8 protein-coding genes and 1 pseudogene are annotated in these 13425 nt (G+C 34.5%); 4 read left to right on the top strand and 5 right to left on the bottom strand.

Annotated elements, in window-relative coordinates; all coding sequences use genetic code 11:
* Window positions 1-3: 3 nt before the first annotated feature.
* Window positions 4-849: pseudogene (gene asd, locus ACGH49_RS05015) on the bottom strand (archaetidylserine decarboxylase); the annotation flags it as partial.
* A gap of 259 nt (window positions 850-1108) precedes the next feature.
* Entirely contained in the window at window positions 1109-2521 is a 1413-nt protein-coding gene (locus ACGH49_RS05010) for a sodium:proton antiporter (RefSeq protein WP_411588458.1), read from the bottom strand.
* A gap of 273 nt (window positions 2522-2794) precedes the next feature.
* Between ACGH49_RS05010 and rlmF the strand changes: the two genes are divergently transcribed.
* Together rlmF and dld are read left to right on the top strand one after the other, a co-directional pair.
* The gene (gene rlmF / locus ACGH49_RS05005; protein ID WP_411588457.1) at window positions 2795-3787 is read left to right on the top strand and encodes a 23S rRNA (adenine(1618)-N(6))-methyltransferase RlmF; all 993 of its coding nucleotides are present in this window, start codon (window positions 2795-2797) and stop codon (window positions 3785-3787) included.
* 152 nt (window positions 3788-3939) lie between these two features.
* Window positions 3940-5637, top strand: coding sequence for a D-lactate dehydrogenase (dld, locus tag ACGH49_RS05000; RefSeq protein WP_411588456.1), 1698 nt, complete (start codon window positions 3940-3942; stop codon window positions 5635-5637).
* Window positions 5638-5744: 107 nt separating this feature from the next.
* On the opposite strand, the gene mutS is transcribed toward dld, so the two are convergent.
* The gene (gene mutS, locus ACGH49_RS04995; RefSeq protein WP_411588455.1) at window positions 5745-8303 is read right to left on the bottom strand and encodes a DNA mismatch repair protein MutS; all 2559 of its coding nucleotides are present in this window, start codon (window positions 8301-8303) and stop codon (window positions 5745-5747) included.
* A gap of 886 nt (window positions 8304-9189) precedes the next feature.
* Between mutS and ACGH49_RS04990 the strand changes: the two genes are divergently transcribed.
* Window positions 9190-10398 carry an MFS transporter gene (locus ACGH49_RS04990; RefSeq protein ID WP_411588454.1) on the top strand — a complete coding sequence of 403 codons (1209 nt, stop codon included), beginning with the start codon at window positions 9190-9192 and terminating at the stop codon, window positions 10396-10398.
* 103 nt (window positions 10399-10501) lie between these two features.
* Here ACGH49_RS04990 and surE read toward each other — a convergent pair whose 3' ends face one another.
* Window positions 10502-11281 (bottom strand): 5'/3'-nucleotidase SurE, encoded by a 780-nt coding sequence (gene surE / locus ACGH49_RS04985; RefSeq protein ID WP_075524084.1) that lies wholly within the window; start codon window positions 11279-11281, stop codon window positions 10502-10504.
* A gap of 9 nt (window positions 11282-11290) precedes the next feature.
* Window positions 11291-12148, bottom strand: coding sequence for a neutral zinc metallopeptidase (locus tag ACGH49_RS04980; RefSeq protein WP_411588453.1), 858 nt, complete (start codon window positions 12146-12148; stop codon window positions 11291-11293).
* A 211-nt stretch (window positions 12149-12359) separates the two neighbouring features.
* On the opposite strand from ACGH49_RS04980, the gene ACGH49_RS04975 reads away from it, so the two are divergent.
* Complete coding sequence (locus ACGH49_RS04975) at window positions 12360-13241, top strand: DMT family transporter (RefSeq protein WP_411588452.1); 882 nt, start codon at window positions 12360-12362, stop codon at window positions 13239-13241.
* Window positions 13242-13425 lie beyond the last annotated feature (184 nt).

The raw sequence follows: 13425 nt of genomic DNA, 5'->3' as shown, positions 1-13425 counted from the left end.
TTATATCCTATCGGCTAATTTTTGGCCTACACGCGTAACTTCACCTACTTTGAGTTGATTATCAAACTCAATTGAATTTGACGCAAATAGCGTAATCACAGTTGAACCTAATTTAAAGCAACCTATATCTTGCCCTTTAGTTAATTTTATACCGTTGGCATAAGTCCAGCGTTTCATAATTCCTTCTCGCGGAGGGGTAACAATGCCTTCCCATTGCACTTCTATGCTACCTACAATGGTTGCACCAACTAAAATTTGTGCCATTGGACCTAATTCGGTTTCAAACATACAAATTAAACGTTCATTACGAGCAAAAATATTAGGAATGCTTTCGGTTGTAGCCTTATTAACTGAAAACAGTGAGCCAGGCACATAAATCATCTCACGCAAAATACCATCGCAAGGCATATGAAAACGGTGATAATCTTTAGGTGATAAATAAATGGTTGCATATAAACCATTTTTAAAATATTTGATCATATCTGAATGGCATGCAAGCAATGCTTCTAAAGAATAAAAATGCCCTTTAGCTTGTAGCAGTTGTGTATCTTGAATAGTACCGAACTGACTAATTACACCATCAGCAGGCATAACAACTGTACTATCAGTAGTATCAATTGGGCGTGCATCTTCGTTTAATTCACGAGCAAAAAAGTCATTAAAGGTTTTAAACTCTTTTAAATCATTAATTTTTGCTTCACTCAAATCCACTTTATATAATTTACAAAAAAACATAATCATCCATGTAGTAATTTTTCCCAATTGTTTTTTTGCCAGCCAACCCAAAAAAACAGTTAATAACTGTTTAGGAAGAAGGTACTGAATAATTGCTTTTAATTGATTTAACATATATATCTCTCAAAATTATGTTAGGAATATTTCATTATACCAAGATTTGTACACAAAGTGTAAAATGACTAAAAACAGTAATACATGATGTGTACATTAACTACTAGAGTTTTAAAAATATTATGAATATTAATTTACAGTTTATATGAAATGAAGAATGCTGCTATTTAGTTATATTTTATCTTAAAGTAAAAAAACAACATAACAGAGTTTTTACAGTATCAGAATCACTTTAATTTATGCTTGTTAACAGTCTAAATTAAAAGAACACAAAAAACACTAAATTATCAATAATAAACACTGGTATTAAAATACACACAGACCACTTCATATAACTAAAAAAGCTTGGCATATTAATTTTATTTTGAATTGCAATGCTTTTGACCATAAGGTTAGGTGCATTACCTATGTAGCTAAGAGCTCCCATAAAAACCGAACCCATTGAAATAGCGAGTAAGGTTTTTTCTAGTATATTCATTAAAGTAGTGGCATCGCCGGAAGCTAGATTAAAGAAGACCAAATAAGTGGGAGCATTATCTAAGAATCCTGAAAGTAGACCTGATAGCCAAAAATACATGCTATTGATCGGTTGTCCTTGTTCATTTGTTACTAGTAATACTATTGGGGCTAGTGCACCATGGCTACCTGCTCGTAAAATAGCAAGTACAGGGACGATAGTAATAAAAATCCCGATAAACAGCTTAGCAACTTCAATGATAGGCTCCCAATTAAATTCGTTACCGGCACGGACTTGTTTAGGGGTAATTAACATAGAAAATAGGGTAATCATGATAAAAATAATATCACGGATTAAATTTTGTAAAGCAATATGTGTTCCTAAAACCGTAAAATTAACCGATGAATGCCAAATACCAGACATTAACACGCAGGCAATAATTGTCACCAATAAAAAAATATTGCTCATACCATAAATTTTAACGTTTTTAGTTTCTGAAATCGACGTCAGTGTCGATAAATTACCATATTGCAAACTAAAGTAGTAGTGATCAATAACGTAATAAATTGCCAGCAGTAAAAGAGAGTTAAGTAAAACAGGTAACAGCATATGCTTAACTGTCCATCCAAAATTAACGCCTTTTAAAAAGCCAATAAATAAAGGTGGATCGCCGAGTGGTGTTAACCCACCACCAATATTAGCCACTAAAAAAATAAAAAAGATAATTGTATGCACAGCATACTTACGATTTCGATTAGCTCTGATTAAAGGCCTAATCATTAACATAGCTGCGCCAGTAGTGCCCATGAGTGACGCTAACAGTGTACCTATTGCAAGCAAACCAACGTTTAGTTTGGGTGTGCTAGGCACATCGCTCTTAATTAAAATCCCTCCTGAAACGGTAAATAGTGCAAGCAATAACAAAATGAAAGGAATATATTCAGCTATAATTGCATGAGCAGTAAGATTGATGGTGATTTGTAGACCAAAAGAATATAAGGCAAACAGTACAAACAGCATTGTCCAAAAAGTAATAATTTTGCCATAATGATAGTGCCAAAGCCGCGACAGAAATAGCGGCATTAATGCAATAGAAAGTAAAATTCCCACAAACGGAATACCCCAAAAGAGTGATAGATTATGGCCACTAAAATCCATAGCAAAAAGATCAAAAGGCATTATGGTTAAGGGGATAATGGGTACAAGGGCTTTCATTTCGCATTTGTTTTTGTTTTAAAGTGATGGAGGATTATAACAAAGTGTTTTTAATATATCGAATTTTAGAATTTTTGAGGGAGATGACACTATGCAACAATGGTTATGCGGTTATGCTGGAAATTTAGTTGTATAAAACTAAAAAACGTCAGGTAGAGTAAAAAACAACATTCCACCGTAGTCATTTTGATTAATTGATTTGTTCGGTTTTCGCATATTGCTGTTAAGTCGTTATAATAGCGGTTATTTGATTTTGGATAAAATAGGACAATCGTGCAAACCCCATTAAAAAAGCCCCAATTACATTGTAGAAACAAACACCGGAATGGCTATGATTTTGCAAAGCTCATTAAAATACTGCCTGAGCTGTCTCGATATGTAAATCAGAATTCCTATGGCAATTTATCGATCGATTTTGCCGATCCTATGGCTGTTAAAAAGTTAAATAAAGCCTTGTTATTTAATGATTATCAAATGAATTATTGGGATATCCCAGACGGTTTTTTATGTCCGCCCATTCCTGGTCGAGCTGATTATATTCACTATTTGGCTGATTTATTATCTCAAGATAACCAAAATAGCATTCCAACAGGTAAACAAATTCGGGTTTTAGATATCGGCGTTGGGGCTAATGTGATTTACCCTATTATTGGTTGTGCCGAATATGGTTGGTCATTTGTAGGGAGTGATATTAATCCAGTTGCGATCAAAGTTGCTTTGCTAATTACACAAGCCAATACGTTATTAAAAAACACTTTGCAGTGTCGATTACAAAAAGACAGTGGATCGATTTTTAAAAATATCATTAAACCCAATGAATTTTATACTTTAACGCTGTGCAATCCGCCTTTTCATGCTTCAGCAGAAGATGCGTTGGCAAGTACGCAAACCAAATTGAAGAAGTTAGGTAAGTTAATAAATTCCACTCAAAAAACTGTGCTTAATTTTGGTGGACAACATGCCGAGCTTTGGTGTCAAGGAGGTGAAAGTGCTTTTATTAGTAATATGATTAATGAAAGTACTCAATATAAAACTCAATGCCTATGGTTTACTTCATTAGTTTCAAAAAAAGAGACTTTGTCGATAATTAACAAAAAATTAAAACAAGCTGCTGTTGTTGAAAGCCGTATTATTCCCATGGCGCAAGGGCAAAAAGCGAGCAGATTTGTAGCGTGGACTTTTTTTAATCAAACTGAACGCAACAACTTTTGTCAAAAAATACCAAAAAACAAATTGTTAAACATTATAAATAAATTACCTTTATAGACCTTTTTGTTGTAAAAGGTCGTTTAAGTGTGTTTTGTTCATCTGCAATAAAAATTCCGATAGCTTATTGTTTTGCTTTTGGTTAAGATGGTGATTATTTAATCGCCACTATTAACCCATCTCAATTTTCAATAACCATAGGAAATACCGATATGAAAATTAATCAAACAGCTAAGCTCATTGAGCAGCTACAAGGTATTGTTGGACATAAATATACTTTAACCAATCCAGCACGCACATTACCTTATCGTCAAGGTATTCGCTTTGGTGAAGGTGATGCATTGGCAGTTGTTTTGCCGGGAACGTTAGTTGAACAGTGGCAGGTGTTAAAAGCGTGTGTTGAAGCGGATGTGATTGTTATCACACAATCCGCAAATACTGGATTAACTGGTGGTTCAACGCCTGATGGTAATGACTATGATCGTCCTGTTGTTATTGTTAGTACTCGTCGCTTAGATAGTATTAAAGTGATAGAAAATGGTGAACAAGTTGTCTGCTTGCCAGGTAGTACACTTTTTCATCTAGAAAAGGAATTAAAAAAATATCATCGAGGTCCGCATTCGGTTATAGGTTCATCTTGCATTGGCGCTTCTGTGATGGGTGGGGTATGTAATAATTCGGGCGGGGCACTGATTCAGCGTGGACCTGCGTATACTCAAATGGCGGTGTTTGCTCAATTAGATGCGCAAGGGCAATTGCGTTTAGTTAATCATTTAGGTATAGAATTGGGTGATGAACCAGAAACAATTTTACAGAATCTTCAAAATCATACTTATACTGATAAGAATATTAAACATGATGCTGGTTTAGGTCATGATCACCATTATTGTGAGCATGTTCGTGAAGTAGATGCCGATACGCCTGCTAGATTTAATGCTGATCCTGCTCGTCATTATGAAGCATCAGGTAGTGCTGGTAGATTAATGGTATTTGCTGTGCGCCTTGATACATTTCCGTTAGAGAAAAAATCAGCCGTATTTTATATTGGTACAAATGATATTAATGAATTAAATGGTATTCGTCGCCATATTTTAAGCCAATTTAAAACCTTGCCTGTATCGGGAGAATATATACATCGCGTGGCTTTTGATATTGCCGCGGTTTATGGGAAACCGACCTTTTTAGCCATTAAAAAGTTAGGTACAGATATGATGCCACGCATGTTTGTGTTTAAGAACTTTGTTGATCGTGTTACCGCTAAAATTCCATTTTTTCCAAAAAATTTTTCAGATCGGTTTTCTATCTTTGCTTGCAAATTTTTGCCAAATCATTTACCAAAATCAATGCGTGATTATCGTGATCGTTATGAACATCACCTTATTTTAAAAATGGCAGATGATGGGATTGCAGAAGCCGAGGTTTTTTTAAAAAACTATTTTCAAAATAAAAATGGTAATTATTTTTTATGTAACGAAAAAGAAGCTGAAGCCGCAATGTTACACCGTTTTGCAGCTGCGGGTGCTGCTACGGCTTATCGTAATGTACATAGCAAAACAGTGGAAAACATTGTTGCATTAGATATCGCACTACGACGTAATGATACCGATTGGTTTGAAACGCTGCCAGAAAACATTGATCAAAACTTTATTTATAAAATGTATTATGGGCATTTTTTCTGTTATGTATTTCATCAAGATTATATAGCTAAAAAAGGGGTGGATTGTGATAAAGTTAAGGAGGATATTTTAGCATTGCTTGATCAGCGTGGTGCGCAATATCCAGCTGAGCACAATGTGGGGCATTTGTATCATGCCAATGAGGATTTGAAAAAATTCTATCAAGAGCTTGATCCTACAAACTGTCTTAATCCGGGCATAGGTAAAACATCTAAGAAGAAAAATTGGGCTTAATTTTTTAAATTCTAGATGCTATTAATAATTAAAACCAACCGCTAGAAATCACATCTAGCGGTTTTTTCAGAATAATATCACAATAGAACAATTAGAGGTTATTTAAATTACACCAACTTTTTTAATTGATATAAAATTTCTAATGCTTGTTTTGGTGTTAAAGCATCAGGATCAATCTGTTTTAACGCTTCTTCAACTTCCGAAGGTTCAGGTTCGTTGATAAAAGAAAGTTGAGATTGAGCAACTCCACTGTTAGCCGTTTGTTTTGAAATAATCTCGAGCTCTTTCAATTTTTGTTTAGCTCGTTTTAGTACTGTCTTAGGCACACCGGCAAGTCCAGCAACAGCAATACCAAAACTTTTACTAGCTGCGCCTTCAGATACTTCGTGGATAAAAGCAACAGTATTATCATGTTCAATGGCATCAAAGTGGATATTATAAACACCTTGCATATGCTCGGGTAATTGGGTTAATTCAAAGTAATGAGTGGCAAAAAGCGTCATTGATTTGATTTCATTTGCTAAATTTTCGGCACAAGCCCAAGCTAATGAAAGCCCATCATATGTTGAAGTTCCTCGACCAATTTCATCCATTAATACTAAACTTTGTTGAGTTGCATTGTGCATAATGTTAGCCGTTTCGGTCATTTCGACCATAAAAGTGGAGCGACCAGATGCCAAATCATCAGAAGCGCCAATACGTGTAAAAATGCGATCAACAGGTCCAATGACTGCTTTTGATGCAGGGACAAAGCTACCAATATAAGACAGTAATACAATTAAAGCAGTTTGACGCATATAAGTACTTTTACCGCCCATGTTTGGTCCCGTAATAATTAACATACGTCTGCTTGGTAATAATGAGAGCGAGTTTGCAATAAATGGTGTTTGTAAAACTTGCTCAATCACCACATGTCGGCCATCTTTAATTTCTATTCCTGAGTCGGTTGATAGTGTTGGCTTTTGATAGTTAAGGGTTAGTGCTCGTTCCGCCAAGTTGGTAAGCACATCAAGTTTGGCAATGGCTTCAGCACTGATTTGCATAGTGGTTAGATCTGGCATTAATAGATCAAATAGCTGTTCGTAAAGTTGCTTTTCGAGTGCTAATGCTCGTCCTTTGGAAGTTAGCACTTTATCTTCGTACTCTTTAAGTTCGGGGATGATATATCGCTCAACATTTTTCAGTGTTTGACGACGAGTATAATGAATTGGTGCCAAATGGCTTTGCCCACGGCTGATTTGGATATAGTAGCCATGCACAGCATTAAATCCAACTTTTAATGTGTCAATGCCAAGTGTTTCACGTTCTCGGATTTCTAACTGTTCTAAATAATTGGTTGCACCATCCGCTAAACTTCGTAGTTCGTCTAGTTCTGCATTATATCCAGTAGCAATAACCCCACCATCACGAATAATTACCGGCGGTGTTTCAACAATAGCCTGATTTAATATTTCAGCTATACGGTCAAATTGGTTTATTTTTTTACGCAAGTTAATTAACGCAGGTGAAGTAAGACCACTTAATAGTGTTTGTAATTGTGGTAATAAATTATAAGCATCACGTAAACGAGCAAAATCACGAGGTCGAGCCGTATGTAATGCAAGTCTTGCCAAAATACGTTCCAAATCACCAATTTGTTTTAATAATAGATTAACTTCATCAATATAGTTTTGTAATTCGCCAATAGCTTGTTGTCGATTTTGTAATATAGTTAAATTACGAATTGGTGAATGCAACCAACGTTTAAGCATACGGCTACCCATTGGTGTTTGAGTTTTATCAAGTATTTCAGCTACAGTATTTTGAGTTCCACCAGATAGGTTTTCGGTGATTTCTAGATTACGGCGTGTTGCGGCATCTAACACGACAAAATCATAAGCCGACTGTTTAATAATTGAACGTATATGAGGTAGAGCTGTGCGTTGGGTATCTTTAACATATTGTAACAAACAGCCAGCTGCACAAAGTGCATAATTACACTCTTCCACACCAAATCCAATTAAATCATTAGTACCAAATTGTAGATTAAGCTGTTGTTTTGCTGTTTCAAGATCAAAGTCCCATTGTGGACGACGGCGCAATCCAGAGTTATTTTCAATTAATGGCATGGATTGGAATTCTTCCGGATATAGCAATTCGACAGGACTTGTACGTTGTAATTCGGCTTGCATTTCCTCGAAATTGTCACATTCAAAAATATAAAATCGTCCTGAACTGATATCGAGTGTAGCATAGCCGTAATAATTTCTATATTGCCAAATTGATGCCAGTAAATTGTCTTTGCGATCTTCTAATAATAGCTCATCACTTACTGTACCAGGAGTTACAATACGGACAATTTTTCGTTCTACTGGTCCTTTACTAGTAGCTGGATCGCCAACTTGTTCACAAATAGCAACTGATTCACCCAGTGCGATTAATTTTGCTAAATAACTTTCAACCGCATGATAAGGCACGCCAGCCATTGGAATGGGCTCTCCATTTGAAGATCCTCTTTTAGTAAGAGAAATATCTAAAACCTGTGATGCTCGTTTGGCATCGTCATAAAACATCTCATAAAAATCACCCATGCGATAAAATAATAAAATATCAGGGTTTTCAGCTTTAAGTTTTAAATACTGCTGCATCATTGGGGTGTGGTTGGCAAAATTGTCTTTATTAGTCATGGTGGTTTTTCTTTTTTTTATCCTTCAACGTAATAAGTAAATTCATTAGTCTAACAAAGAACCATTAAAAAGCATAAATTCGTACTGGTTCTTATTTTTAGTTTAATCATAAATTATGATAAATGTAATTTGTATAATGTAATCATTTAGATAATAATTTTATTATAACTGATTATTGGTTTATTACAGAGAGCTATTTGGGGCTTAATGTAAAATGGATATGCTTGCATTTAATTAAAGAATTGGACTCATTACGAGCCCATTATTCTAAATTATGTACTTTTTTGTGTGGTTTGGTTATTCAACAATATTGAATATAAAAAAGTTGTTATCTTGATGTTGCCACATAATTTTTATATCATTTTTGTACTAATAACCAGATATTTACAATTCAATTCTTTTTTATGATTAGTTAAGACTTTTAGATTAATAAAATGGGCAAAAGTAACCAATGGATCGTTATTATCAATTTTATTCAGTAAATTATCAAAGGTATTTCGCTTTTTTCCTAATCTATTGGTCAATGATTGTAGTACAAGCAATTTTTTTTACTTGTTTGTGTAATTATACAAATAGTTTCTCTCATTCTCTTTTTCCTTTGTTCTTACCTTTTTTTACTGTTTTTGATTCATTGGCACAGCTTAGATTAGAATTTAATTATTATGTAAATTAGTTTAATTATAATCGATTTTATTCGACATTAAATTATCAGTCACCGATTGAATACAAAAGAAGTCGATGACCTTATATTTTTGGTACTAAAAAGTGTGAACACACCAGTTTAAAAATGAGCAGATACACAAATTTATTTACAGAGTCGAATTTTGTTACGTTTATGCCAATTTTAAGTATATAATTGGTATAAATTCCTCTACTATGTATTGTTATGACTAAAGTATCTTCGTTTCGCCAAAAGCAAAGCACTATTTTTGTCGCATTTCTAGTCACAACTTTTATTGTTGGTATTGCTGGTGCTTTACAATCTCCTACTTTAAGTCGATTTTTAACTTTTGAAGTTAATGTTAATTCACGGCTAGTTGGGCTTTTTTTTTCTGTTAATGCTTTAGCAAGTATTGTGGGTAGCTTTTTATTGGCTAAATATTCCGATAAAAAGGGCGATAGGCGTTATATTGTTATATTTTGCTGTTTAATGGGCATTGCTAATAGCATTACTTTTGCGTTTACACGTCACTATTTGGTGTTAATCACGCTGGGTGTTTTGTTTGCTGCGTTATCGTCTGCTGCTATGCCACAAATTTTTGCTTTAGCACGCGAATATGCCGTTAAAACTGGGCGTAATGTTGTGGCATTTAATTCACTTATTCGAGCTCAACTTTCGCTTGCTTGGGTATTTGGCCCACCAATTTCTTTTGGCTTAGCTATTAATTTTGGTTTTACGGCAATGTATTTAACGGGCATGTGCATGTTTATGGTCGCGATGCTGTTTGTTGCTATTTTTTTACCTTCGGTTGAAAAAAATCCCACCTCACAATTTAATAACGAAGCAGAGTTACAAGCGGCAAACCAACCACTTTGGAAGAATACAAATGTGCTTTGTTTATTGCTATCTACGGTATTTATGTGGACAGCAAATATGATGTATATTATTGATATGCCAATTTATGTTGATGTTGTATTACATCTTTCAGATTCATTGCCGGGTGTATTGATGGGGCTTGCTGCTGGTATCGAAATTCCAGTTATGCTTATCGCTGGATATTTAGTACCCCATTTAGGTAAACGAAATCTGTTTTTTATTGCGATTGTTTGCGGTTTGATTTTTTATCTTGGTATGATTTTTTGTACTGGTAAATATGCCTTATTAGCATTACAGCTCTTTAATGCTCTATTTATTGGTATTGTAGCTAACATTGGTATTATCTATTTTCAGGATTTATTGCCTACTCGAATGGGAGTGGCTTCTACTTTATTTAATAATGGTATTATTTTCAGCATAATTATAGCTGGAATGTTGCAAGGATTTGTATCAGAAGCCTATGGACATCAGGTTATCTATTGGATTGCGTTAGTAATGGTTGCGATATCATTGTTATTCTGTACGTTGGTGAAAGATGTAAAAACTAACGTGGGCTGAAAGTAGATGAATAGTTAGATAATTAATAACAAAATCAATAGTAAATAAATAATTAAGTGTAATTTGTCTTCTTAATAGTTAGGAAGACAAATTACTGAAACAATTAAAGATTAGATGTGTTTAACAGTTTTTCATAAAAGGCATAATCGGTCCTTTCATAACCCAATGGCGTAATGGCAATAAAGTTGGCATTAGCGGCATCAAGTTCTTTATTGTCATCAAGTATTTGTAAATTGCGTTTTGCTCTAAACCAAAAGTAATCGTTGCCTTCGGGATCTTGTGTTGGTATCACCATAAAACGACTTACATCGCTATCGCCTTGTTTTGTTATTTTCAAACCTTTAATTTGTTGTGCTGTACATGCAGGAAAATTAACGTTAAAACAAATATTTTGCGCAGATGGTAACGAAAGTAATTTAGCAATAACTGTTTGAGCGTGATGTTTAGCACAACTCCAGTCAGTTGGCTGGTTATCTTCACTGGTTAATTGACTCAATGCAATTGCAGGAATGCCCAAAGTCATAGCCATCATTGCCGCACCAACAGTGCCAGATAACACTGTTTCAAATCCTACATTTGAGCCATTATTAATTCCAGATAGTACTAGATCGGGTAGGTTGTTAGCCATCAAATATTTAATTGCAAATAGTGAGCAATCGGCAGGTGTGCCATAAACGGCAAATTCTTGTTTTCCACGTTGAACAACTCTAAATGGCGTTTTTAAGCTCACTGAACAAGATACTCCACTTTGATCTATGGCTGGTGCAACTACCCAAACCTCGTGAGCTATCTTTTTTGCCACTTCTTGCAATAGTTTAATACCTGGTGCATCAAAGCCATCATCATTGACTAGTAAAACGCGATTAACTAATTTTTCTAACATATTATTTCCTTATTGAGCAAATGTATTACATTCGTTAATTGCACCACTATCAAACCCACGTTTAAACCAAGTATAACGTTGCTTAGATGTACCATGGGTAAAACTATCAGGTACAACATAACCTTCACTTTGTTGTTGCAAGCGATCATCACCAATGGCTTTTGCGGTGTTTAAAGCTTGTTCAATATCACCTTCATCCAGCCGATTTTGCTGTTGCATTGCATTGCCCCACATGCCAGCAAAACAATCGGCTTGGAGTTCTAATTTAACCGACAATTGGTTATTTGTGATTGTGGACTGACCTTGTTTTAATTGCTCAACGTGGCTAAATGTACCCAGCAAATTTTGTACATGATGACCAACTTCATGCGCAATTACATAACCTTGAGCAAAGTCGCCACCACCACCAAGTCGCTGTTTCATCTCTTGATAGAAAGACATATCTAGATAGACAGTTTTGTCAATACTACAATAAAATGGTCCCATAAAGGTTTGACCAGTGCCACAAGATGTTCTTGTAGAGCCTTTATAAAGTACTAACTTAGGGGGAGTATAGGTTTTACCTAAACGTTGAAATTCTTGATGCCAATAATCTTCAGTACTTGCTAAAATGATAGACGTAAATTTGACGGCATCTTCATCATCAATTGAATATTGATTAGTATTTTGTTCGGTACTGTTCGTATCAATTAGTGTTGAATCTAGCAAGCCAGTTAAATCAACACCATAATAGCCAGCAATTAACACTACAATAAATAAAACAACCTTACCTTTACCACCAATTGGAAGTCTTGTTCCTATTTCACTTCCTGATTGTGAGCGACGATCTTCAATGTTATCGCTTTCTCGTTGGTCTCTCCAGCGCATAGGAATTACCTTGTCAGTTTTAGTTTAATTATTTTAATGGATAACAAATAAGTATTCTAGATTAAGTTATTAGCGTTGTTATAAATTGAACAAATTAACCGTATAAAAATAGGTAAAGTATTTGTTTGTAAATTTGGTTATTTCTTGCTTTTTTTAGGTATATAATAGAATTCATACCATTATATCTTTATACTAATATTTGGGTATTGTTATGCCATATTTATTTCTTACTTTGGCGGCTTGTTTTTGGGGTGGTAATTACGTTGTTGGACGTGTTTTAGTTACTCAAGCCGATCCTATGGTAATATCCGAAGGTCGTTGGGTTATTACTGCGCTGTTATTATTGTGTTTATATCAACGTCAAGTTCGTAATGACTTATCCAAAATTAGAAAATCAATTGGTCCCATTTGTTTGTTAGCCATTTTTGGGCAGATTTTATTTCCATTAACACTTTATGTTGGATTGCAATATACCTCATCGCTTAATGCATCAATTTACCTTTCTGCAACACCATGTATGGTGTTGGTTATGAATAAATTGTTATTTAATGATACGATTTCAAAAAATAATATTTTAGGCGTGCTATTTAGTACAATTGGCGTTATTTATTTGATTTTACAAGGGAATATAACCAATTTAAGTGAGTTGAGTAATATTAATAAAGGGGATTTATGGGCAATGGCATCAGCAATGAGCTGGGCTTGTTATAGCGCATTTATACGGTTAAAAGATAAATCTATATCTGGCAATGCTTTTGTGACTGTTAGTGCCGTGTTAGGTTCGGTCATGTTACTTCCTGTTGCGTTAGTGTATTTTTATTTTTACCCAGTTTCTAATCTAGCGCATTATACCTCAACAAGTTTTTTGCTTGGCTTATTATATATTGCTATTTTTGCGTCTTGGTTATCTTATTTATTTTGGAATAAAGGTATTATGGATATTGGCGCAACACGTGGGCAAATCTATACTCATATTATCCCTTTGTCAGCAGGAATTTTCAGTATTCTATTTTTACATACGCCAGTTGCGTATTTTCATGTTGTGTCGATAGTGCTAATAGTTATTGGGATCTACTTTTGTTCACGGAAATAGTTAATAATGCAAACCATGAGTCATTTTTAAAATGACTTTAGTATTAACTTAAAAATCAAGAAAATTTTACAAAATGAGGTTATTTTGCTATAATTAGCATTCATTTTTCACAAAAAGGAATTGTTTTGTTGTTATTTAGTAGAAATTAAAACAAACAATAAAACATTAGTTTTTGCTTTTTTAT

The organism is Gilliamella sp. BG7 (assembly GCF_046635565.1).
GTDB classification, from domain to species: Bacteria; Pseudomonadota; Gammaproteobacteria; order Enterobacterales; family Orbaceae; genus Gilliamella; species Gilliamella apicola_P.
The sequence above is the reverse complement of the archived record's forward strand: the minus strand, read 5'-3'. Positions and strand labels throughout refer to the sequence as shown.